Below are 21,764 nucleotides of genomic sequence, written 5' to 3'. Positions count from 1 at the left end.
AAATCTATTTTATATTTCAGTACCTTGAGTCCATTTTTGAAAATTTTCTTTAAATTTCATTAAAACACTTGCATCTTGCAAGCTAGAAAGTGGATAAATAAAAGGCTCTACTGCTGTTTCACTTTTCTTCTGTAAGATAAAAATCGTCTTGGATTGTTTAGCATTAGCAAAGAGATTTTCAGGCAAACTAATCATGGCAGTCAGACTTGCCTCCTCTTTCAACCAACCTTTCAACAAGTCACTTTGAGGACTGGTCAACAAATCACTCGGAGCTAGAAAAATAGCGTAGCCATCTGATTTGAGGTACTTAAGCCCTTGTTCCATGAGCAAGTGATGGGCGTAAGTATGTTCTTTACTAGAAGCAACTTGATGGCGCGACGCAACGGCATCATCAGGATAATAGCCGACAGGCAAGTCGCTGATGACCACATCGCTTTCTTTGAGCATTTGTGGACGAACGGCATCTCCTTGGACAAAACCAGCCTGCAAACCAATTACATCTGCCATGCTAGCTGCCAAATCAATCAGCAAATCATCCACTTCCATTCCCAAGTAATCCACCTTTTTATCAAGCGAGGTCAAGAAAGTAGCGCCTAGAATTCCCATTCCGGAACCCATTTCGAGGATAGTGATTTCCTCTTCTTTAAACAACTCTTCCACAATAAACACCAAAAGTAAAGCAATAGCATCTGGTGTAAACTGGTGATTGGCCTGTAGGGGCTCTGTCTGCCCAGCCTTCATCAAGAGAAACTGGTAGGTCTTGAGCCATTCTTCTTTGCGAAGCGCTAAGCGTTTAAGGGCCTGATTGTTCTCCTTGACCTGCTCTAACTCAGTCTCACCATCCAAATAGATGCTGTTTTGCTCCACCAGGGCGTCATAAAAGTTGGTCGCCAAATCACTTTGAATGACTTGGACATTCTCTAGTAAATAGGTATAAGCTTGTTCAATTTTTTCAAAATCCATATTCCTATCTTATCAAATTTCCCTTCTTTTTTCCATCCTTATAGAAAAATCACTCCCTGACTAGGCGAGTGATTTTTGGGCTACTGTAAAAAAGAGTTCTGAGTAATTTCCTTGAAACAGGTCTTCAGCGCTATAGAGAATCTGACTATGCACAGATGAAAAACCAAACTGTGCTAGCTTGTTTTCAAGTTCAACCAATTCAAATCCATGATGGTTAGCTTCTGTCTTGGTAAAATCAGCAAGTAAAAGTTGTCCGTTTTCTCTCAGATGTTGATGAAACAGTGAGAAAGCCGCATCCAAATCAGGCATATGATGAAGAACACGACAAACAACAATGAGATCAAACTCTTGCTCTAAGGGGTTTTTCAGTAAATCTTGCTCCAAAAACTGAATATTCTTGATGTCTTGCTGCTCCGCTTTCAAACGAGCTTGCTCCAGCATTTTCTCCGAAATATCCACCAATGTTACAGACTTGGCCTGTTTGGCCAGAGGTAAGGATAATAGGCCCGTCCCTCCACCGAAATCCAAAATTTCTTTGTCTAATGGGGCATCAAGCTGTTTCTCGACTGCTTGACATACCAAGTTTGCAAGGAAGATATTTTTAGGTGAATCAAAAGTTTCTGCTTTGTGGTTAAAATCATGTTTCATATTTTTAGTTTAGCACAAAGTTGCTTGAATGGCTAGGAATTCTCTTTCTTTTCAGGCTTCTCTTCTGATTTTTTCTTCTCCACTTTTTCGCTTGAATCGGTCGCTACCTCTTCCTTTTTATCTGTTTTCTCTTCTTTGATTTTGACTGAAGGAAACAGAAACTCATATTGACTATTAGGCGTACGAACCGTCGTCACCAAGCTTGTTTTCTTATTTTGATAGCTCACCTGACCCAGATTAAAGGCCTGTTCCCCACTTTCTTGCTCAACCTTATCTTTAGCTCGTTTGGCCATAGCAAAAGCGACCAGCTTTTCTTTATTTAAAGCGTAGTCTTGATAGTGGGTGACTTGTCGGTTCAAATAAAATTGTAACAAAAGACTAAAGATGGCTGCCATAGTGACTGCATAGAGGAGAACACCTGCCTTAACTTTTTTCTTTTTCCACACGATAGATGAACTCCCTTTCTAAGCCTTTTTGGAACTGGAAATGAAAACGCACCAACTGATTGTCCTCTGTAATCTGCGCAGATTTAAGTCCATAAATCATAGGCTGATATCCTCGTCCACTGGCATCAGTTTTTCGAAAATCATCCGATTTTGACTTACCCATAGCAATATCCTTGCCATCTTGCTTCATATAGAGGCGATTGCCTTCCACTTTTTCGAATTGCGAACGATCTAATTCTGCCTCCAGCTGGTCCACAAACAAGAGCCACTCTTTTTGCTCGCTTTGTTGCTGGTAGTGAACTTCTGAAATGAGGAGCTGACTCATGGCTTGAAAGAGGAGTAAACTTCCACTGATAACAATAAGAGCAACCAGAGATTCCAACAAGGTGAAAGCCTTGACTTTATGGCTCTTTGATAGCCAACAACTGTTCTGAACCATGGTAGACCTCCAATCCCTTTTCACTAGAAAACACCTGAATCTCAACTCCGTTTATGTTTACCTGATTTTGACCTGTCTGCAGAGCCATCTTAGCTACTCTCAAGCCTTCTTCCTTTTGCAAGATCTTTGCTTCTTCTCGCCTATTTTTTTGAATTTGTCCCAAAAGGAGGGTCGCAATGCTGGCAAAGATAGCTAGAGCAACTACTGCTTCCAGTAAAATCACTGCCCTAATTTTTTGTTTCCTTAATGCGTTTAATTTTTCCATTTCCTAGATATAATTGATAACGAATCGCTCCTTTACTGGTCTGAAATTCAACCTTTGTCAGGGACGAATTGCCCCCAGCTCGGTCAAATGTGATACTTTGTCCCGATGGTGCCTGAATTCCTTTAGGAACTGTCAGCTTTTGACTGCCATTGCTAATGGTCTTTCCGTCTATGCTCAAACTTGTCTTTTGCTGACTAGCTACACTGCGTTTTTGAGTTTCCCGATAGAGTTCTTCAAACTCCATAAAGAAAATCTGCTCCCCTACCGCCGCAAAAGTGGACTGGACAGAGCCGGACAAGCTCAAGGCAAGGATACTCACAAGTCCCAAAACCAAGAGACTTTCCAGCATGGTAAAGGCTTTAATCTTTAACGGTTTGACTAGTATTTTGTTTAGCATGGTATTCTTTATAAGCTTTAGCCTGTTCTTCTGTGATTCGCCCATCTGCTTGTAACTTGCTTAGGCTAGCATCTTCATTTTTATCCAAGCTATAAAGCTCTGCCTGGCTTTCCACCACCTTAACAACAGCAGCTTTTCCTTTGTCGTTGACTGCTTCTTTTTGCTTGGTCAGATTAGGTACAAAGAGCAAGAGAAGCACGCTGATGATGAGCAAGACCACCAACATCTCCACAAGCGTGAAAGCCTTCACTTTCGCTTTTTTCAAGAATGTCATCATTTTTTTCATTTTAAAAATTTACCTCCATATTTTGATACATGGGCATGAGCATTGCCGCATAAAGTAAAACGATAATCAGAGCCACAAAGATAAAAACTAGCGGCTGCACCAAATTCATGGTGCGGTTGACTCGGGTAAAAAAGGCCTCCCAAGTTTTTTCAGCATAGATTTCCAACTCACTACCCAGCTTGGACTTGACTTCCCCATACTCGATGATGAGACTCAACTCCTTCTTAAAGAAAGGATAGGTTCCTATCGTCTGAGAAAATTCTCGACCATTTTGCAGGGCTTGAGCCAGATCTTGACCGATTTCTTTAAAGAGCTGGGAACCTTGTTCCTGCATGATTTGAAAAATCTGCGTCAGCTCCATTCCCTGCGAAATCATATTCCCCCATTCACGCGCATAATAGGCTGTCAAATAGGTCTGCACAAAGATTCCAAGAAAAGGAATGCGTGCTAAGATAGAAAAGACGCGCATCTTAGAACTTCTTTTATAAAAAGTTAGTGATAAAAGGGCAAGTATGGAAATAAACCCTACCATGCCTAGAAAAATTTGTGGCAGATTGCCGATAATTTGAGTAGCAATATTGCTACTATCCAGTTGTGGTAGTAGGTAATTACGCAGTCCCAGCATAATTAAGATAAGAAAACCCAGCAAAATCAAAGGATAGGTCGCTACTTCAATTAATTTTTTCTTGACCTTGGCCAGATTGTCTAGATACTCTTCTATCTTTCCCAAACTCAGGTGAAGATTTCCATGGACTTCCGCTAGGGATAACTGAGTGACAATGGCACTTGAAAATCCCAAACTTTCCATCATTTCTGAGAATGATTTCCCCTGAGACAAGCCCGTGCGCATCTGGGTCACACACTGCTTGTCCAATAATGCACTCCTATCTAAAAAGGAGATGGTCTCCACCAGATGAAAACCACTGGAAAAGAGATTGTTAAACAAGGTGATGATATTTTTTTGCTTAGCTGTAGCTAATTTTTTCCGTTTCAGCCTGAAGACTTGTGATATGTCCATCTTCAAGAAGCTGGTCAATCTGCTCATTCCAGCTAGTTGGCTGGTGGTCTTGATAGTCTTTGTTTGCAAAGTCAACGATTCCTCCTCCCCCGATTAATCTCTGATAGCAGACTCCTTGCAGAACGACTGCCAATTCCTCCTCACTCACACCCAACTCCAGCAGGCGTTCATAAACACCTCGAATACTCTTGGCGTGAATGGTTGAAAAGACTGTCGCACCTGTCAAACTAGCTCTGACCACTGCACGCGCCGTCTCGCTGTCCCGAATTTCTCCTATAATCAAGAGATCTGGTCGATGACGCAAAGAAAGTTTGATTAGATTTTCATAGGTTAGCCCAATCGCCTCATTCAACTGCAACTGGAGCATGTCGTCCTGCTTGATTTCTACAGGATCTTCGATGGACATAACTTGCTGTCCTTTAAAGAGAGATTTAGCCAATTCGTGCATCAAGGTCGTCTTGCCACTGCCGACTGGGCCAGCAAAAAGATAAAGTCCCCGTTGCCTGTACTGCTTGCCCAATTCTTCAATATCCTGAAACCAAAAATGCAAATCCTGCTCCTCATCATGCAACAAGCGAATAACTAAACTCTCCTGCCCTCGATAATCACCTACAGTAGATAGACGTAAGGACGCCATCTTCTGGTCATAGGCATAATCACAGGAACCAAGTTGACTACGTCTTTTTTCTCCCACATTCATACCCGCCACAAACTTAAAGTGACTGATGACGGCCGCAAATTTTTCAAAATCATAACAACCGATTTTACAGCGCTCGTCTCCGACCCTCATATGAAGCTCATAGGCATCTAACTTAGGGACAAAATAAATATCTTGCGCTCCTTTTTTCCGAGCCGAACGAATGATTTCTTGTGCAATTTCTTGAACCATACTTACCTCCTCACCTATACTATTCGCAAAGATTTGGAAAAATAAAAAAAGCAACTTCAAAAAAGTTACTTTTTCTCTATTTTACTTTCATACGGCAAGAACGGTGCCTTTCCTGACCTGTTTGTTTTTCATAGCCTGGGCGTAGTTTTTCATCTGGGATAACCTGCTCATCCTGCAAAAGAGCCAACGAATGGTATTGTTGTAAATACTCATCACATTCATCACACCAACGTTGGTCTTCTGGATCCCAAAAAATGGTCATCAAGTCGCTTCTACTTTTATAAAGAGGGGATTCTTGTTCCAATCTAAACCAGCAAGTCTTGTAGTATTTGAGAGCATCATAATACTGGTCAAATTTCTTACTTGCTACAATATCTTCTTCCCAACCTTCTAAGAACCACCATGGTTCAAAATCTCCGTACATTTCTATAACACGATACATATTCATTCATTCCTTTGTACCGTATATTATAACCAATTCCGCTAAACAAGGAAAGAAATATGCTCATTTCTTAATTTTTTGATAAAAAATCCAGCCATCTGATGGATGACTGAATTTCTATTTGCTTATATGATAAAAACGTTTTGGTTCTTAAGCTTCTGAGATATCATTTTCAATAATGACCTTAATTGCATGGTGGTCTGCTGCCTTACCGAAGACTTCATAGGCTTTTTCAATTTCACTGAGTTTGAAATAATGGGTTACCAATTTTTCTGGTTCAATCTTATGACTTTCAAGAGCTTTCAACAATTGTGGAGTGGTATTTGTAGATACCAAACCAGTTGTTACATTGATGTTGCGAATCCAAAGTTTGTCCAAATCGAATTCGACTGGTTTACCATGTACACCACAGTTGGCAACTGTTCCGTCTATACCTATAATCTTTTGACAGAAATCAAATGTTGCAGGAATACCAACAGCTTCGATAGCAACATCTACACCACGACCATCTGTCAAATCATAAATTTCTTTAATGGCTTTTTCAGGGTCTGAAGAATTAACCTTGTGAGTCGCACCAAATGATACAGCAGTTTTCAAGCGGTTATCGTCTAAGTCCACCATAATCAATTTGGCTGGTGAGTAGAACTGAGCTGTCAAAAGAGCAGCCAATCCAACTGGACCTGAACCAATAATGGCTACGCTGCAACCAGGTTCTACTTTCCCTTTCAAGACACCAATTTCATATCCAGTAGGTAGAATGTCTGATAGCATAACCAAGGCTTCATCTGACAAGTCTTCTGGAGTATGGTAAAGAGTGTTATCTGCGTGAGGGACACGTAGATATTCAGCCTGCATACCGTCAATCAAGTGACCGAAAATCCAGCCCCCTTCGTCTTCACAATGGGCATAAATTCCTTTTTTACAGTAGTAGCATTTACCACAGGCACAGACACAAGAAATCAAGACCTTGTCGCCTTTTTTGAAATTCGAAACTCCTTCTCCAACTTCTTCAACAATCCCAATCCCTTCGTGACCAAGAATGGTACCACTTTGGCAAGCAGGAACATCCCCTTTGATAATATGGAGGTCTGTTCCACAAATAGTAGTTTTTACGATACGCACAATAGCGTCTGTTGGCTTGCGAAGCACTGGTTTGTCTACATCAACAAAAGAAGCAAGTCCTGGTTTAACATAAGTATAGGCTTTCATAAAGCTTTCCTCCGTTTTTTTATTTGTACTATTTATAATATAATTGTAAGCCTTTTCATTTGCTTGTTCAAGTCTTTTTGTGATTTTCTTAACTTTTTTATTTACCAGTAAAGTACCCTGCATAAAAAAGCAGAAGCTAGTATCTAACTCCTGCTTTCTCTCTTATGCTTGATAACGTTTCACGCCATCTAGATAGGTTGCTACCAATTCCAAATCTTTATCCAGTACGATAAAGTCAGCATCATAACCTTCACGAATTTGTCCACAGACATCGTCAATATTAACAGATTTAGCTGGGTTAAGGCTGGCCATCATGACCGCTTCATGCGGATTCGCAATTCCCCATTCGACAACATTTCTCATACCATCTTTAAGTTTGAGGATAGAACCTGCCAAATTACCAGTAGATTTGAGACGTGCAGTTCCATTTGCTACTACAACAGGGAATTCTCCCAACATATAGTCACCGTCTTCAAGCCCACCAGCTGTCATACAGTCCGTAATAAGAGCGATGTTTTCTGTCCCCTTTTGCTTAAGTAAAATCTCACAAGCTTTTGGATCTACGTGATAACCATCACAAATCAATTCTGCGTAAGTATGTGGGAGCTCATACATAGCTCCTACCATACCTAGTTCGCGGTGTGTTAAACCACGCATCCCATTATAGGCATGTACCCATACACTAGCTCCAGCATCAACTGCCTTCTTAGCTTGTTCAAATGTCGCATCTGAGTGTCCAAGTGCAACTGTCACACCTTCACCTGTAATAGTACGTACAAAATCTTCTACCCCATCACGTTCTGGTGCAATAGCGATTTTATTTAGCATCCCTTTTGCAGCATCCTGCCAAGAATGAAACTCCTCAACACCCGGGTCTCTCATATAAGTTGGATTTTGTGCCCCCTTAAAAGTTTCTGTGAAATATGGACCTTCATAATAAATGCCACGAATCTTAGCACCTGTTGCTTCTTTATAATGGTTTCCAAGATTTTCAGTGACTGCAAGCAATTGCTCATAAGTGGCTGTTAAAGTTGTGGGCAAGAAACTGGTAACACCGGTACTAAGAAGTCCTTCACTCATAGTATGCAATGTACCTTCAATGTTGTTGTCCATCACATCTACACCTGCATATCCATGAATATGAGTATCCACAAGACCTGGTGCAATGCTATAACCAGTATAGTCAAGAACCTCTGCTCCTTCAGGAATTTGATCCACATGTTTCCCAAATTTGCCATCAACAAGTTCTAAGTACCCACCGCGACGAATGCCAAATGGATAGAAAAACTGATCCGCTTTAACGTAATTAGGCATAATAATGACCTCCTTAAAAGATTACTTTTGATATTTATTATGTCAATTACATTATAAACCTTTCTGATTCATTTGTAAATGGTATAGACCTATTTTCTAGAGATATTTTAAAAGAGCTGGATTTCTCCAACTCTTCTCTTTTTAATACAAGTTATTTTGATTTGACCGGCTTGTCTTGAGCTGTTTGCAAGGCTGCAGCAATGGTATCTGCATACAATTTAGCTCCTGCTTCAATTTTACTATTATCACTTCCAAAATGGACTTGGTCTGTTCCAGTCCAAATTTCTGGATGTTCCTTAGCAGCTTGATTCCAATCGGCTATCGTGATATAAGGAGTCTTCTCTGCCAATTCTCTCATATAGGCAGCCGCCTTCTCAACGATTGCATAGGTCTCTTTTGTCTTATCTCCTTCATAAGGAGTCACCAAAACCATATGGTGCCCCTTAGGAAGATTTTTCACGATACTATCCCAGTCTTCCTTGTAATTTTCAGGATTATTTACCCCAGTTGCAATCACCACCATCTTTGGTAGAAATTTATTCTGGCTATTGTTGAGCATGATTTCATTGGCAGTCTTAGTTGTTCTGCTGACCTGTGCATTAATCTGTGCTCCAGGAAGGGCTGTCTGCAAGGCTGTATTAGCTCTTAGTGCTACCGAATCACCAATTAACATAGTGCCATCAGCAATTCCTAAACTATCAGCTTCTGCTCGTTCTGTCATTACCTTGGTCTGGTTAATATTTGTTGCAGCTTGCTTCAAGCCATTGACAGTTAAGTCTGTCTCAAAAGCTCCCACTTGTGGTGCCAACAGAGTTACTAAGAAGACAATGAAGGCTAAAATTCCAGTACTTGCTGCAAGGATTGTATGAATATGAGGCAGGGGACGAAGGGTTTGTATAATAGGTGTGTCCTTTCCTGCAATCCACGGCTCCAACACATAAAATGATAGGCTGGCGAATCCATAAGAAAAAATCAAAGTTAATAACACAGCAAGAAGATTTGATGTCAACTGTGAAAAAATGATATAGAAAGGCCAATGGAAAAGATAAACCGCATAGCTAGTATCCGCTAAAAAGCTGATAATCTTTGGCTCCTGCACGTTAGGAGTCTTTTCATGTAAGACACGCGCCGCCAGAATCATAGCAATGGCCGCAAGGCTGGCAAGCAAGAAGCCCATAAGATAGGCAAAGAGATAGGTAAATTTGACAAAGAAGGTCAAAATGAGTAAGAAGACAAAACCTCCCCCAAAAACTAAAAGGGTCTTGCGTAAATCCCAGATTTTATCCAATTGCTTAACTAGGGAAGTCGTCTGACGAACGCCTACGATAGTTGCTAACACACTTCCCAAAAAGAATGGATAGACATGAGTTAAACTAGAGAAGTAAACAGAGGAATAAGAGGTTACTAGAAAACTACCAATAAACATGGAGAAGAAGCTGATCAAGAAGGCAGCAGCTGATAAGAGAAAAACCATCCCCTTCAACTGACCATTTGATTTAGCCTGTTTGGATAAGAACCAAACTGCCAATCCCCAAAGAATATAGTAGTGAACCTCAACTGCCAAACTCCAATTATGAACAAACAAATGAGGAATGAACTGAGATTCATAACTCCCACCTGTTAGGATTTCATAGAAGTTGGTCATGAAGCCTAAGACACCCGCAATCTGACCCCCAATTCCAGCCACATAATCTTGCCGAACTAGAAAGGTAAAGGGCATGGTCACCAAGACCATCAAAACCACAGGTGGCACAATCCGATAAAAGCGTCTCCTAAAAAATCCTATCAAATCAATCTCATGCTTTTTAGAAAATTCTTCGATGAGTAGAGCTGTAATCAGGAAACCTGAAAATGTAAAAAAGACATCTACCCCGAAAAATCCTCCAGGAAAGATCGTCTGAAAGAAATGATACAAGAGTACCAAAAGTAAACCTGTAATCCTAATCAAGGAAAACCATTTAATACGCATACGAGTTTATTCTCCCTTTCATTATACACTTTATTCTATCAAAAAAAGAAGAAAAATCCCAAGAGAAAACTTAGGATTTTTAGCTTATATCTATTCCGTTTTAGAAATTGCGTCCTGACTTATTATAGCCATATTTTTCAACAAAATACTCACGGAATTCCAAGAGATTGTCATCCATGATGGCTTGTCGCACTTGCTTCATCAGGTTAAGCAAGAAGTAAAGGTTATGGTAGCTAGTCAAGCGGATACCAAAGGTTTCATCAGCCTTGAGCAGGTGACGAAGATAAGCGCGTGTATAGTTCTTACATGTGTAGCAATCACACTCAGGATCCAGTGGCGTAAAGTCCTCAGCAAACTGGGCATTTTTGACAACCAAACGACCTTGACTGGTCATACAAGTCCCATTACGAGCGATTCGAGTCGGCAAGACACAGTCAAACATATCCACCCCACGAATCACCCCATCAATCAAGCTATCTGGCGCTCCCACACCCATCAGATAACGAGGTTTATTTTCAGGAAGCAGTTGGGTTGTGAAGTCCAAGACAGCATTCATCTCTTCGTGGGTTTCTCCCACTGCCAAACCACCGATAGAGTAGCCTGGGAAGTCCATGCTGACAAGGTCATGAGCCGATTGTCGACGAAGGTCTTCAAATCCAGCCCCCTGCACAATCCCAAATAACCCTTGGTCATGCGGACGACGATGAGCCTTCAAACCACGCTCAGCCCAACGGCTGGTACGCTCGATTGATTTCTTAACGTAGTCGTAAGGTTGATAAAACTGAGGACATTCGTCAAAGGACATCATGATGTCTGAGCCCAAATTATTCTGAATAGAAATGGCTTTTTCTGGGGACAAGAACATCTTAGAACCATTGAGATGGTTTTTAAAGGTTACTCCTTCTTCTGTGATATTACGGCTATCTGCTAAGGAATAAACCTGGAAACCACCACTGTCCGTCAAAATAGGTTGATCCCAATTCATGAATTTGTGGAGACCACCTGCGCGTGCGATGAGTTCATCTCCAGGGCGAAGCCAAAGATGATAGGTGTTTGACAGGATAATTCCCGAACCCATCTCCTTCAATTCTTCAGGCGACTGAGTTTTGACAGTAGCTTGTGTCCCAACTGGCATAAACATAGGTGTCGGGAAGGTTCCGTGGGGAGTGATAATTTCTCCCAGACGAGCTCCCGTGTGTTTTTCTTTCTTAATCAAACGATATTTGATTGGTGAATCTGACATTTTTTACCTCCGAAGCTGGGAAAAACAGTCCCAGTTCATACTTTGTGCCCAAGGGCATACTGTATGATTTTATCAAAAAAAGTAGGAACTGTCACGAACTATGGTATAATGAGAGAATGAAATACCCAAAAATTGATTTAAAAACCATTCGTCTGCAGGCTAGACAATTCCAAGCTGAAAATCCCCGCCTCTTTCTCGTCTATCTCTTACCTAGCATGCTGGTCATCTTGTCTGGTTTCCTCAATCCCTTAGAGCGCATTAACGAGGCTATTTTAGAGCAATCCTTTTTAAGTGTGCTTGGCCATGTAACTAAAGCCTACCTTTTTCCACTATTGGTTTCCTTTATCGGAACAATACTTCTAACCAGTTCCGTCTACACAACACTTAAACTCATCAAGAATCCTGATACAGAACTATCCGTCAAAAATAGTCTTACTCTCTTTAACGAAGAACACTTTTCACAAACCTTTTTGACTCTTCTTCTCAAACGTTTCTACCTCTTCTTATGGAGCATTCCTAGTTTACTTGGGATTTACTTCCTCTTTTATAGTAGCTTTCTAGCAAAGAAATTCGTTGCCATCCATCCTGAATTTCCTAATCTGGATCTCACGTCAGTTGAAACTGAGCACTTCCTCATGACCTTTGGTCTTTACTTTCTAGCAAGTATCCTCTTGATGATTGTAGGAAATAGTCTCTATATTCCACAATACTATGCTTATTCGCAGGTAGAATTTCTCCTCTGTGACACCCTAAACTTAGGGCAAGCCAGACCAGGACAAATCCTCAAAACTAGCCGTTTCCTGATGAAAGGCTACAAATTTCAACGCTTTGTCCTAGACTTACAACTCCTTCCTTGGTACTTCCTCAATTGGATTACCTTTGGAATTGCTAGTTTCTCACTCCTACCCTATATTCAAATCAATAAAATAATTTTCTACAGAGCAGTACTGGCTCGAAAACGTCCAAAAGCTTGAAGGTGACCCCTCAAGCTTTTTTCTATCAATGAGTTTCTCCGCCCACCAACTTGAGATCCTGATCTCCATGTTCTATAATGGCGCCGATTGCCGCTTCTAGCCCTCGCCTAATATCCACTAAACTCATAGCTGGAGTGGTAGGCCGATTCACCACCTGTTCCATCATATAAGGAATATGCATAAAACCTGCCTTAACATGTGGAAATTTTTTTTCTACCAAATAGAGGGCCTGATACATCAAATGATTGCAGACAAAAGTCCCTGCCGTATTGGAAACAGAGGCCGGTAATCCCTCTTTTTTTATAGCTTGAACCATCGCTTTAATCGGCAAACTACTAAAGTAGGCCGAAGCACCATCTTGGCGAATGGGAAGGTCAATCGGTTGATTACCTTCGTTATCAGAAATGCGTGCATCGTCTTGATTAATGGCTACTCGCTCAGGTGTCAAGCTGGTTCTTCCACCTGCTTGGCCGATACAAAGGACAAAGTCAGGTTGATAACTACTCATCTCTTCTTCCAATACTTGAGCCGATTTGTGAAAGACTGTTGGCACTTCTAGCCAGCGGATCTCCGCACCATGGATTTCAGCTGGTAAACCTTTAACAGCCTCCAAAGCTGGATTGACCTTTTCCCCTCCAAAGGGCTCGAAACCTGTCACTAATACTTTCATTTCTATCTCCTTACAAATGATTTCATGAAACACTTTTCTTAAAGACAAGTATAACATATTTCCCTTATTCTGGAGTGAAAAGGATTAGTGAGACTAGAATCGACCTTCAAGTTTATTTAAAGAGGAAAATGCTAATCAAGGTCAAAATAGCTGGTCCACCTTGCTTCAAAATAATTTTCTTATCTGCTGTGAGAGAGCCATAGGCCGCAGCCCCAATCACAAATAAGACAAAAATAGTCACAATTTCTAAATTCTGTGAGAAATAAATACCATACAAGAGAAAGACTCCTAGCAAAGCATTATAAATCCCTTGATTTTTAAACAATGAACTTACTGACGGACGAGCCAGTTCTTCCTTGTCCATGTTAAAGACACGACTAGTCGCATCTGATTGCGTTGCAATACTTTCCAAATAAAAAATGTAAAAATGCTCCAAAGCAACAATCGTTGCTAAAATGATTGTAATAATTGACATCTATTTCTCCTTAAATTTCTATATTTTCAATACCCAAAACCAATTTATTTAATAAACGGCTGAGTTCTGTTCTTTCAGACTCTGTTAAGATACTTTCCATCTCTTGCTTAACCTTGATATGCTGCAGAGGTGGATTCACCACTAACTGCTCCTTAGCGTACTTCGTAGCCTCTACCAACACTTCCCGCTGATTTTCAGGATTACGATGACGCTCCACCAAACCTTCCTTTTCCAGAATTTTGAAATGTCGGGTCAAAGCAGCCTGATCAATCTTCAAACGCTCCTGAACCGCTATTTGATTACAAGGGGAATGCTTCAGCAAAAATAATAAAATTTGATACCGTGTCAAACTAATCCCAAGTCTTTTTTCAAACAATTGCGTACTCGCTTGCTCAGACAAGCGGAGTTGATAAAGTAAATCTTGAATCTCTATCATTTCTTTCTTCTTTCTATTGATTCATCAATAATTGACTAATCAATTATATTATAAAATAAAATAGATTGCAAGAATGTTGCTTCAATCATTACAAAATGGTAACTTCCATTTTCCATTCATATTGATACTCAATGAAAGTCAAAGAGCTAACTAGGAAGCTATCCGTAGGTTGCTCAAAGCACAGCTTTGAGGTTGCAGATAAAACTGACGTGGTTTGAAGAGAATTTCGAAGAGTATGACAAAGAAAAACGAACGAGACTTACTTCCAATCATGAAAGCTAGATCTCATTCGTCAAAATGATATTACCAAGTCTGGTTTATCCATTCATTGAAACGTGAACGTGATCATAGTGATTTTCTGTCACGCTACCACGGTCTGGCATTGGGTTCCAAGTATTAGCTGGCCCATATTTGCTATCGAATGGAGCATAGAAACGTTGTTTCCAAATAATGTAACTAATTCCACGGCTGGCCATGTTTTGAATAGCGTATTCCGCAATCTTATCCCCTAATTCTGAGCTTTCTGGTACCATAAAGTCGATAGCCAAACCTTTTCCGTGATCTCCACTGTCTCCTGGACGGTAACCACTAAAGGATGTGATGCCAAACAAGTTAGCAATTTCTTCTTTAAAGGCCGCTGTTTGTGGTTGAAGGCCTGCATTTTCAGATTTCGCTACCGCAAGTCCAGCATAATCGGGCGCTGCTGGAGCTGCGTAAGTTGTTGAAACTGTTTTCTTCTCTTCTGGTTGATAAGTAGAAACTGCTGTTGTAGCTTCATTTGATGAGGCTTCTTTTAATTCTTCTGAACTTGTTGCAGTTGTTTCGATTGCTGTTTCTTCTGTTGGAGTTGTAGTTTCTTCCACTGTTGAAACATCTTGTGGGCTTGCTTGAGTTTCATTTTTCTCAGCTGAAGTCGTTGCCTGAGGAGCTGCTTCTGCAACTGCACTACTTGTTTCGGCTGTTTGCTCCTCTGACGTTGAAGTATTTGTAGATGGTGCTACTTCTTCTGCAGTAGCAACTGTCTCTGCAACTTCTGAATTTGTTGCTACTTCTTTTGTACTTGTAGTTTCTACCGCTTTTGGCGCTTCTGCAATCGGTTGAGAAAGGTCTGCAACCTGAACAGTTTGATCATCTACGGTCACTTGATTGGTTGTCAAATCTGCTGTCGCAGTTGTCACCTCTTCACTAGAAGCCGCTTGAGGTGTTTGGATTTCAACTTCTGTTACTTCTTCTGCTTCATTGACGGTCGTTGTCAAAACAGTTTCTGGGAAAATCAAGTCCATATTAGTGATTTTATTCAAATTCGCAAGAACTGTGACATCTACACCCAAGGCTTCTGCAATGGTGCTCAAGGTATCACCATACTGAACGGTATAACTTGTTTTGTTGTCCGTTTTAGTCAAATCGTTTTGGATTTGCTCAACACTACGTGCAGTCCAAAGAACTTCTTCTGCTTGAGTTGCCAATACTGGGGCAAATGACAAGGCTACTGTTGAAGCTAATAATATTCTTTTCTTCATTCTTTCCTATTCCTTTCAAATGAGTACCTGTCTATCATAACACAAAAAATGCAGAAAAAAAGCCCTCTCGGGCCTATTTAACAGAACTGTCTATTCCTTGTAACAAACTTGGTTACTTGAAATAGTTTGTTAGGTCTCTGTCACAAAACTGACACAATCTTATCGTTCCCAATCCCCAAAAATATAAGGAATATCTGCTAACCCTTGAATCCTATGATTTCCTTCATAAGTCGACTCTAAAAAGTTGATACTTTGAATCCCACTATTCTGGGCAAATTCCACATCCAGAGTCCGATCCCCTATATAATAGGTCTTCTCAGAATCCAACTGATACTTGCCTAACAGATAGTTAGCCGCTTCTGGACTTGGCTTCCGCACAAAACCACTCTGACTGGTTAAAATCTCTGTAAAATAAGATTCCAAACCCAAGTCTCTGAGAATGGTACGAGCATTGTCTCCCTTATGAGTGTAAACAAACTGCTGAATTCCTGATTCCTCTGCCCAAGCTAGCACATCACGCGCACCTGGCATCAAAACTACCTGAGCATTCTTCTCAGCCAAACTCTGGGCACGCACCTGATTTAGCATTTCCACATCCAGCTTTCTCTCTTCTGCCACCTGCACAAGTAAATCCTGCACAGAAAACTTGAGAATAAACTCCCTCACCTGCTCCTTATCATAAGGAATAGAAAACTGAGCAAAAGTTTCCTCAATTCCTGATAAAATCGCTTCGTAAGAATCCAATAAAGTCCCATCTAAATCCCAAATAAAAGCTGTTTTTTGCATTTCCTATCCTTTCAAGCTCATATAACGCTGGTAACGGTAACGTAGAAATAACCAACGAAAACCATTATCCAAAAGGGTTCCGGCCCAAATACCGGGCAAGCCCCAACCAAGCACAATCCCCATCAGATATCCTGTTCCAATGCGGATACACCACATTCCTATACTTGTCGCATAAAAGGGAAGCCGAGCATTGCCCAAACCCTGCCAGACTGCTGTATAGATGACTGTTCCTATCGTCATAGGAGTACCAAGTAGTGAAAAAAGTGTCACTAGCACACTAGCCTCCACCGCTAGAGAATCAGTCGTATAGAGATGAGTTAGTGGTATACCCAAGGCATAGACACTAAGCGTCAAGGGCAACATGAGAAGCAGAGAAAGCCAAAAGGTTTGCTTGCTCAAATTAGCTACTCTTTCCCAATTATCCTCTCCAACTGCTCGAGCTACCAGCATGACCGTTGCAGTAGCGACGCCAAAGGCAGGCATATAGTTAAACTGGGTCAAGACTTCTCCGACTGCATTTCCAGCCACCGCCTCCGTTCCAAAAGAAACAACCAAGGCAATGATCACGACATCTCCAGCCCTCATCATGAGCCTCTCTCCAGCTGCTGGCAACGCTAAGGTCAATAGTTCCTTATCTAAACCAAAAGTCGGTTTCTCAAAAGGCAACTTTAATTGCGACCATAAAATCACAAGACCTACCAAACGAGACAGAATTGTCCCCCAAGCAACACCAGCTATCCCCATATCCAGAACAAAAATAGCTAGACTTGAAAAAAGAATATTCAAGGCATTGGATAAAAAACTAACATAGAGAGGCAGACGTGGATTATGCGTTGCACGAATCAAGGCTCCCAGACTAGTCATTAAACCTAAGAGAACAATCGATCCGCCTACCAAAGATAGGTAGAGTCCACCACTCTCAGCTACATCTCTCTCCGTCCCCAAAAGTCCTATCATCTCTTTCCCAGCGAAGATGGACAAAAATCCTAAAAGGAAACTTAATAGTAAGGTAATCTTCAATGCCTCAGTCACATGATAGGCTAGCATAGATTGATCCTTCTGCCCCAAATTTTTTGAAATAACACTGGAAATAGCAGCTCCCAGAGCGATGAAAATCGCCTGATAAATCGTGATAATATTGCCAGCTACTGATACACCCGAAATAGCTATCAAGCCCAAGTGGGCTACTAAGTAACTATCCACCATCCCCATGAGCATCTGCAAAAAATTTTCGCCCATAGCTGGCAAGGCAATATTAAGAATGTCTTTATTTTTCTTAAACAATCCTTCCTCCTGATGAAAAGAAACTCAGTTGGTTTCCCAACCGAGTTTACTCCCTCTGTCTTAAAGTCCTAGATAAGCCTCAACCGCTGCTTGCATATCAGCAGCTGCCACTGTTGTCTTGTGACGAACAGGAGCTGTTTCAAGCCCGTCAACTGCTGGTGGTACTGCAACTCCTGAAATATCATGTAATTGAGCCAAGGCTTCAAAGTCAGTCAAGCCTACTTTACCTGTTACAGCTTCTACTGCAACCACTGGGAACTTGTATGGACTCGCTGTTGAAGCAATCACTGTCTTAGTCACATCGCCAGTAGCCGCTTGGTATTTCTTATAAACTGCCGAGGCAACCGCCGTATGTGGATCCTCGATATAAGAATCTGCCTCATAAACACGCTTGATTTCTGCTGCCGTTTCTTCCTCAGTCGCATATTCAGCTGCAAAGAGGTCCAAAATCTCTGCATCAAAGTCTGTCAACTCATATTGTCCTTGCTTGTTCAAGGCATTCATAAGTTCAGCTGTTTTAACCGCATCATTACCCAAAAGGTGGAAAATGAGACGCTCCAAGTTTGAAGATACCAAGATATCCATAGATGGGCTAGTTGTTACCTTAAACTCACGTTTCTTATCGTAAACACGTGTCTTGAAGAAGTCTGTCAAAACATTGTTATCATTTGAAGCACAGATCAATTTACCAACTGGTAAGCCGATTTGTTTGGCATAAAAAGCAGCCAAGATATTTCCAAAGTTTCCTGTTGGTACGGTAAAGTTGATCTGTTCACCAGCCACAATCTCACCAGTCTTAACTAACTGAGCATAGGCATAAACATAATAAACAATCTGTGGCACCAAACGACCAATATTCATAGAGTTTGCAGATGAAAATTGCAACTTGTTAGCCGCTAATCTTTCACGAAGAACTACGTCGTTAAACATGTGCTTCACATTTGTTTGCGCATCGTCAAAGTTACCATCAATAGCGATAACATGAGTATTGTCGCCAGTCTGAGTGGTCATTTGCAACTCTTGTACCTTGCTGACACCATCCTTTGGATAAAAGACGATAATCTCAGTACCAGGTACATCCGCAAATCCTGCCATAGCAGCTTTCCCCGTGTCACCAGATGTCGCTGTCAAGATGACAATCTTGTTCTCCAAACCATGTTTCTTAGCAGCTGTTGTCATAAAGTATGGCAAAATAGACAAGGCCATATCCTTAAAGGCAATTGTTGAACCATGGAAAAGTTCCAAGTTATATTGTCCGTCTAATTTCACTAATGGCGCGATAGCAGGAGTATCAAATTTGCTATCGTAGGCATTGTTGATACAGTAATCCAACTCCTCAGCTGTAAAGTCATCTAAAAATGCCGACAAAACTAACTTAGCAACTTCCTGATAAGAAGCATCTTTCAATTTGTCAAAGTCCAAATCTACCTTTGGATAAGTAAGCGGTGTAAACAAACCACCGTCCGTCGCCAAACCTTGCAAAATAGCTTGACTAGCAGTTACTGTATTGTTGGCATCACGCGTTGATTGATAAACTAATGTCATTACTCTCTGTCCTTTATCTATAGTCTCATCCATTATATCATGATTTTTCAGAAAATTCTCCTTTTGTAAGAGAAATTATAGGCCCAATTCTTCTTTCAAAGCCTGTAAGTAGGTCATTTCTTGCTTATTTCTCATCTCCAGTCCTTCCTCAGCTAGAAGGAGTAAGTCTTTGGAAAATTCAATAATCGCAGGTTTTTCCTCAGCTATAAGATTTTTTTTAGAAAATTGCCGTCTTAAAAACTTGTAATCACGACCAAATTCTTTAAAGAAAGGTACTGTTTCTAAGTAAGCTTCTAACTTATCTAAATTAACCAACAATCCTAAGTGAAAAGCTGCTGAAGCGAAGGTTCTATCTAGAGGTTGAGTACACACACTACGAAACTCAACTGTTCCGCGAGTCGTTAAGTCTTGGTACTGATAACTACGATGGGTTTCAAAATCCTTCTCTTGAGGGTAAATAAGAATCTCATCCCCATTAAGCGCATATGCTTGGATTTCAGGTGTAGCCAAATAGTCCCTAGCCTGAATCGGATAAAAATAATAGGTTTGTCCATCACGTTCCGCAGTAAAAATTGAAGAATGATCTAGATAATCAAAAAAATCATCCTCATCTTTAAATAGCCTAGCATTGACACCGACGTTCTCTGGATAGATACCATGCATCGAGTCTTCCCAGAAAATGTCCCTTGAAATTTTCGTATCCCAATCTGCTCCCGAAAACTCAGAGTTTGGAAATAAATAAGCCTTAACAGCTTCAATTTGGGTAAAAGCATTAATCACCCGTAAGTAGTTAGACTTTGAAACATCCAACTGTACCTGACTCCCACAGATAAAAGCACCATATTCAGGAAAATGATGTAAGTCTGATTCATTCACATTCCTACTCAAATTCAAATAGTCCATCAACATGCGATACCGAGGGAAAGCCACTGGACAATTCTCATTTTTATCCCAGTTGGGATGAATACCACAGCCAACAATAGCATGATTTGATTCAGCTAACTTTGTCTGGATTGCTGCCATATAAATACTAAAACGTTCTTCAACCTCTTGTATCGTTTCAGCCTTACCAAATGCAAACTCAATCGTAGTATAGGAAACTTCAAATAAAATAACATCCTGACTTGCTGGCTCCACTAACTGAATAGGAGTCCCAAAATTATCTACCTTTTCGACAGTAAAATCCAAAGCATAAACTAAATATCGGAATAAGTGTTTGATAACTTCAACATCTGTAGCATCCCCTTCCAAGTTTACAACAGGATATTCCAGCTCAATCCCAACAAACAATTCAGGGTTTTCTTTAATATTTTTCAAATACCGATGTTTTAATAAATCGATAGAACGAGACATACTTCCCTACACTTTCATAATCTAAATAAAATTTGAATAACTATTATTATAGCAAAAATAATATAAAAAAGGAACGAAGATTTACAACGTTCCTTAACTCTATACTATACCGGCGGCCGGGGTCGAACCGGCACGTCCTTGCGGACACTGGATTTTGAGTCCAGCGCGTCTGCCAATTCCGCCACGCCGGCAAATAGTAACTGGGGTAGCTGGATTCGAACCAACGCATGAGGGAGTCAAAGTCCCTTGCCTTACCGCTTGGCTATACCCCAATAATATAAAATAGGCGAGTGATGGGGATCGAACCCACGCATGCCAGAGCCACAATCTGGTGTGTTAACCACTTCGCGCGAGACGGAATCGAACCGCCGACACATGGAGCTTCAATCCATTGCTCTACCAACTGAGCTACCGAGCCTTATTGCGGGAGCAGGATTTGAACCTACGACCTTCGGGTTATGAGCCCGACGAGCTACCGAGCTGCTCCATCCCGCGTTAATACAAAAGGAGGATGTGGGATTCGAACCCACGCACGCTTTTACACGCCTGACGGTTTTCAAGACCGTTCCCTTCAGCCGGACTTGGGTAATCCTCCAAAATAGTCCGTACGGGATTCGAACCCGTGTTACCGCCGTGAAAAGGCGGTGTCTTAACCCCTTGACCAACGGACCAAACTTTATGGGCACGAGTGGACTCGAACCACCGACCTCACGCTTATCAGGCGTGCGCTCTAACCACCTGAGCTACGCGCCCAAGTTAAAAACTTGGTAATGTAATTTGAACAAAGTTCAAAGCGGGTGACGAGAATCGAACTCGCGACAACAGCTTGGAAGGCTGTAGTTTTACCACTAAACTACACCCGCTTAAATGGGAGTTAACGGGATCGAACCGCTGACCCTCTGCTTGTAAGGCAGATGCTCTCCCAGCTGAGCTAAACTCCCTAGAGCTAAGCGACTTCCATATCTCACAGGGGGCAACCCCCAACTACTTCCGGCGTTCTAGGGCTTAACTTCTGTGTTCGGCATGGGTACAGGTGTATCTCCTAGGCTATCGTCACTTAACTCTGAGTAATACCTACTCAAAATTGAATATCTATTCAAANCAAGAAAACCNTTCGCTTTCATATTCTCAGTTACTTTGGATAAGTCCTCGAGCTATTAGTATTAGTCCGCTACATGTGTCGCCACACTTCC

At 41.2% G+C, this 21,764-nt stretch carries 23 protein-coding genes, 9 tRNA genes and 1 rRNA gene; 1 reads left to right on the top strand and 32 read right to left on the bottom strand.

From position 1 onward, the window contains the following. Positions 1-9 precede the first annotated feature (9 nt). The 14 genes from D8836_RS09075 to tgt all read right to left on the bottom strand — a co-directional run bounded on the left by D8836_RS09075 (position 10) and on the right by tgt (position 11,528). Positions 10-963: a class I SAM-dependent methyltransferase gene (locus D8836_RS09075; protein ID WP_125393790.1), complete on the bottom strand. Its 954-nt coding sequence runs from the start codon at positions 961-963 to the stop codon at positions 10-12. 60 nt (positions 964-1,023) lie between these two features. Beyond that, positions 1,024-1,611 carry a class I SAM-dependent methyltransferase gene (locus D8836_RS09070; protein ID WP_125393789.1) on the bottom strand — a complete coding sequence of 196 codons (588 nt, stop codon included), beginning with the start codon at positions 1,609-1,611 and terminating at the stop codon, positions 1,024-1,026. Between the two features lie 32 nt (positions 1,612-1,643). Beyond that, entirely contained in the window at positions 1,644-2,057 is a 414-nt protein-coding gene (comGG, locus tag D8836_RS09065; protein ID WP_125393788.1) for a competence type IV pilus minor pilin ComGG, read from the bottom strand. Next, on the bottom strand, positions 2,035-2,496 hold the full coding sequence (comGF, locus tag D8836_RS09060; protein WP_125393787.1) for a competence type IV pilus minor pilin ComGF: 462 nt from the start codon (positions 2,494-2,496) through the stop codon (positions 2,035-2,037). Before comGF ends, comGG begins: the two co-directional genes overlap by 23 nt. Next, a complete protein-coding gene (gene comGE, locus D8836_RS09055) occupies positions 2,459-2,761 on the bottom strand; it encodes a competence type IV pilus minor pilin ComGE (protein ID WP_260468281.1) in 303 nt (100 codons plus the stop codon). The genes comGF and comGE overlap by 38 nt, the downstream gene beginning before the upstream one ends. Continuing rightward, positions 2,724-3,158 (bottom strand): competence type IV pilus minor pilin ComGD, encoded by a 435-nt coding sequence (gene comGD, locus D8836_RS09050; protein ID WP_049544488.1) that lies wholly within the window; start codon positions 3,156-3,158, stop codon positions 2,724-2,726. Before comGD ends, comGE begins: the two co-directional genes overlap by 38 nt. Continuing rightward, positions 3,121-3,444, bottom strand: a complete 324-nt coding sequence (gene comGC, locus D8836_RS09045; RefSeq protein WP_049544490.1) for a comG operon protein ComGC — start codon at positions 3,442-3,444, stop codon at positions 3,121-3,123. Before comGC ends, comGD begins: the two co-directional genes overlap by 38 nt. Before the next feature lies 1 nt (position 3,445). Further along, positions 3,446-4,462 carry a competence type IV pilus assembly protein ComGB gene (gene comGB, locus D8836_RS09040; RefSeq protein ID WP_125393798.1) on the bottom strand — a complete coding sequence of 339 codons (1,017 nt, stop codon included), beginning with the start codon at positions 4,460-4,462 and terminating at the stop codon, positions 3,446-3,448. After that, entirely contained in the window at positions 4,410-5,351 is a 942-nt protein-coding gene (gene comGA / locus D8836_RS09035; protein ID WP_125393786.1) for a competence type IV pilus ATPase ComGA, read from the bottom strand. Before comGA ends, comGB begins: the two co-directional genes overlap by 53 nt. A 76-nt stretch (positions 5,352-5,427) precedes the next feature. Continuing rightward, entirely contained in the window at positions 5,428-5,793 is a 366-nt protein-coding gene (locus tag D8836_RS09030) for a DUF1033 family protein (RefSeq protein ID WP_125393785.1), read from the bottom strand. Between the two features lie 150 nt (positions 5,794-5,943). Beyond that, on the bottom strand, positions 5,944-7,002 hold the full coding sequence (locus D8836_RS09025) for a zinc-dependent alcohol dehydrogenase family protein (RefSeq protein ID WP_125393784.1): 1,059 nt from the start codon (positions 7,000-7,002) through the stop codon (positions 5,944-5,946). Positions 7,003-7,164: 162 nt separating this feature from the next. Then, positions 7,165-8,316, bottom strand: a complete 1,152-nt coding sequence (gene nagA, locus D8836_RS09020) for an N-acetylglucosamine-6-phosphate deacetylase (RefSeq protein WP_001134550.1) — start codon at positions 8,314-8,316, stop codon at positions 7,165-7,167. A 151-nt stretch (positions 8,317-8,467) separates the two neighbouring features. After that, positions 8,468-10,285 carry an acyltransferase family protein gene (locus tag D8836_RS09015; protein WP_125393783.1) on the bottom strand — a complete coding sequence of 606 codons (1,818 nt, stop codon included), beginning with the start codon at positions 10,283-10,285 and terminating at the stop codon, positions 8,468-8,470. 100 nt (positions 10,286-10,385) lie between these two features. Further along, on the bottom strand, positions 10,386-11,528 hold the full coding sequence (gene tgt, locus D8836_RS09010; protein WP_001285237.1) for a tRNA guanosine(34) transglycosylase Tgt: 1,143 nt from the start codon (positions 11,526-11,528) through the stop codon (positions 10,386-10,388). Positions 11,529-11,644: 116 nt separating this feature from the next. Here tgt and D8836_RS09005 point away from each other — a divergent pair, with 116 nt between their 5' ends. After that, complete coding sequence (locus D8836_RS09005) at positions 11,645-12,502, top strand: DUF975 family protein (RefSeq protein ID WP_084923214.1); 858 nt, start codon at positions 11,645-11,647, stop codon at positions 12,500-12,502. A 25-nt stretch (positions 12,503-12,527) separates the two neighbouring features. Here D8836_RS09005 and pcp read toward each other — a convergent pair whose 3' ends face one another. From pcp to rrf, 18 genes are all read right to left on the bottom strand, one after another. Then, on the bottom strand, positions 12,528-13,172 hold the full coding sequence (gene pcp / locus D8836_RS09000) for a pyroglutamyl-peptidase I (protein ID WP_084923216.1): 645 nt from the start codon (positions 13,170-13,172) through the stop codon (positions 12,528-12,530). A gap of 112 nt (positions 13,173-13,284) precedes the next feature. Then, entirely contained in the window at positions 13,285-13,647 is a 363-nt protein-coding gene (locus tag D8836_RS08995; protein ID WP_050243373.1) for a DUF1304 domain-containing protein, read from the bottom strand. 10 nt (positions 13,648-13,657) lie between these two features. Next, positions 13,658-14,083, bottom strand: coding sequence for a MarR family winged helix-turn-helix transcriptional regulator (locus tag D8836_RS08990; RefSeq protein WP_050243374.1), 426 nt, complete (start codon positions 14,081-14,083; stop codon positions 13,658-13,660). A gap of 317 nt (positions 14,084-14,400) precedes the next feature. Next, a complete protein-coding gene (locus D8836_RS08985; RefSeq protein ID WP_020903675.1) occupies positions 14,401-15,603 on the bottom strand; it encodes a LysM peptidoglycan-binding domain-containing protein in 1,203 nt (400 codons plus the stop codon). A 159-nt stretch (positions 15,604-15,762) separates the two neighbouring features. Beyond that, positions 15,763-16,389: an HAD family hydrolase gene (locus tag D8836_RS08980; protein ID WP_020903674.1), complete on the bottom strand. Its 627-nt coding sequence runs from the start codon at positions 16,387-16,389 to the stop codon at positions 15,763-15,765. Positions 16,390-16,392: 3 nt separating this feature from the next. Next, complete coding sequence (locus D8836_RS08975; RefSeq protein WP_020903673.1) at positions 16,393-17,673, bottom strand: MATE family efflux transporter; 1,281 nt, start codon at positions 17,671-17,673, stop codon at positions 16,393-16,395. A gap of 60 nt (positions 17,674-17,733) precedes the next feature. Beyond that, a complete protein-coding gene (gene thrC, locus D8836_RS08970; RefSeq protein ID WP_125393782.1) occupies positions 17,734-19,218 on the bottom strand; it encodes a threonine synthase in 1,485 nt (494 codons plus the stop codon). 75 nt (positions 19,219-19,293) lie between these two features. Beyond that, positions 19,294-20,571: a glutamate-cysteine ligase family protein gene (locus tag D8836_RS08965; RefSeq protein WP_125393781.1), complete on the bottom strand. Its 1,278-nt coding sequence runs from the start codon at positions 20,569-20,571 to the stop codon at positions 19,294-19,296. Between the two features lie 107 nt (positions 20,572-20,678). After that, positions 20,679-20,762, bottom strand: a tRNA-Leu gene (locus tag D8836_RS08960). Positions 20,763-20,771: 9 nt separating this feature from the next. Then, positions 20,772-20,843 (bottom strand) — tRNA-Gln (locus D8836_RS08955). A 73-nt stretch (positions 20,844-20,916) separates the two neighbouring features. After that, positions 20,917-20,989: transfer RNA gene (locus D8836_RS08950), tRNA-Phe, on the bottom strand. A gap of 3 nt (positions 20,990-20,992) precedes the next feature. Continuing rightward, positions 20,993-21,066: transfer RNA gene (locus D8836_RS08945), tRNA-Met, on the bottom strand. Between the two features lie 10 nt (positions 21,067-21,076). Next, positions 21,077-21,166, bottom strand: a tRNA-Ser gene (locus tag D8836_RS08940). A gap of 4 nt (positions 21,167-21,170) precedes the next feature. Continuing rightward, positions 21,171-21,242, bottom strand: a tRNA-Glu gene (locus tag D8836_RS08935). Positions 21,243-21,250: 8 nt separating this feature from the next. Continuing rightward, positions 21,251-21,324: transfer RNA gene (locus D8836_RS08930), tRNA-Ile, on the bottom strand. A gap of 39 nt (positions 21,325-21,363) precedes the next feature. Continuing rightward, positions 21,364-21,434: transfer RNA gene (locus D8836_RS08925), tRNA-Gly, on the bottom strand. 5 nt (positions 21,435-21,439) lie between these two features. Further along, positions 21,440-21,512: transfer RNA gene (locus D8836_RS08920), tRNA-Val, on the bottom strand. Between the two features lie 4 nt (positions 21,513-21,516). Then, positions 21,517-21,632 (bottom strand): 5S ribosomal RNA (gene rrf / locus D8836_RS08915). Positions 21,633-21,764 lie beyond the last annotated feature (132 nt).

This window comes from Streptococcus mitis, from assembly GCF_003942995.1.
GTDB lineage: Bacteria > Bacillota > Bacilli > Lactobacillales > Streptococcaceae > Streptococcus > Streptococcus mitis_CV.
This window is presented reverse-complemented; position numbering and strand designations above follow the sequence as displayed.

Excerpts from the sequence above, each read along its gene's own strand:
- D8836_RS09075 (WP_125393790.1), bottom strand. The coding sequence starts at position 963 with ATGGATTTTGAAAAAATTGAACAAGCTTATACCTATTTACTAGAGAAT.
- D8836_RS09070 (WP_125393789.1), bottom strand. The coding sequence starts at position 1,611 with ATGAAACATGATTTTAACCACAAAGCAGAAACTTTTGATTCACCTAAA.
- comGF (WP_125393787.1), bottom strand. The coding sequence starts at position 2,496 with ATGGTTCAGAACAGTTGTTGGCTATCAAAGAGCCATAAAGTCAAGGCT.
- comGE (WP_260468281.1), bottom strand. The coding sequence starts at position 2,761 with ATGGAAAAATTAAACGCATTAAGGAAACAAAAAATTAGGGCAGTGATT.
- comGD (WP_049544488.1), bottom strand. The coding sequence starts at position 3,158 with ATGCTAAACAAAATACTAGTCAAACCGTTAAAGATTAAAGCCTTTACC.
- comGC (WP_049544490.1), bottom strand. The coding sequence starts at position 3,444 with ATGAAAAAAATGATGACATTCTTGAAAAAAGCGAAAGTGAAGGCTTTC.
- comGB (WP_125393798.1), bottom strand. The coding sequence starts at position 4,462 with ATGGACATATCACAAGTCTTCAGGCTGAAACGGAAAAAATTAGCTACA.
- comGA (WP_125393786.1), bottom strand. The coding sequence starts at position 5,351 with ATGGTTCAAGAAATTGCACAAGAAATCATTCGTTCGGCTCGGAAAAAA.
- D8836_RS09030 (WP_125393785.1), bottom strand. The coding sequence starts at position 5,793 with ATGTATCGTGTTATAGAAATGTACGGAGATTTTGAACCATGGTGGTTC.
- D8836_RS09025 (WP_125393784.1), bottom strand. The coding sequence starts at position 7,002 with ATGAAAGCCTATACTTATGTTAAACCAGGACTTGCTTCTTTTGTTGAT.
- nagA (WP_001134550.1), bottom strand. The coding sequence starts at position 8,316 with ATGCCTAATTACGTTAAAGCGGATCAGTTTTTCTATCCATTTGGCATT.
- D8836_RS09015 (WP_125393783.1), bottom strand. The coding sequence starts at position 10,285 with ATGCGTATTAAATGGTTTTCCTTGATTAGGATTACAGGTTTACTTTTG.
- tgt (WP_001285237.1), bottom strand. The coding sequence starts at position 11,528 with ATGTCAGATTCACCAATCAAATATCGTTTGATTAAGAAAGAAAAACAC.
- D8836_RS09005 (WP_084923214.1), top strand. The coding sequence starts at position 11,645 with ATGAAATACCCAAAAATTGATTTAAAAACCATTCGTCTGCAGGCTAGA.
- pcp (WP_084923216.1), bottom strand. The coding sequence starts at position 13,172 with ATGAAAGTATTAGTGACAGGTTTCGAGCCCTTTGGAGGGGAAAAGGTC.
- D8836_RS08995 (WP_050243373.1), bottom strand. The coding sequence starts at position 13,647 with ATGTCAATTATTACAATCATTTTAGCAACGATTGTTGCTTTGGAGCAT.
- D8836_RS08990 (WP_050243374.1), bottom strand. The coding sequence starts at position 14,083 with ATGATAGAGATTCAAGATTTACTTTATCAACTCCGCTTGTCTGAGCAA.
- D8836_RS08985 (WP_020903675.1), bottom strand. The coding sequence starts at position 15,603 with ATGAAGAAAAGAATATTATTAGCTTCAACAGTAGCCTTGTCATTTGCC.
- D8836_RS08980 (WP_020903674.1), bottom strand. The coding sequence starts at position 16,389 with ATGCAAAAAACAGCTTTTATTTGGGATTTAGATGGGACTTTATTGGAT.
- thrC (WP_125393782.1), bottom strand. The coding sequence starts at position 19,218 with ATGACATTAGTTTATCAATCAACGCGTGATGCCAACAATACAGTAACT.
- D8836_RS08965 (WP_125393781.1), bottom strand. The coding sequence starts at position 20,571 with ATGTCTCGTTCTATCGATTTATTAAAACATCGGTATTTGAAAAATATT.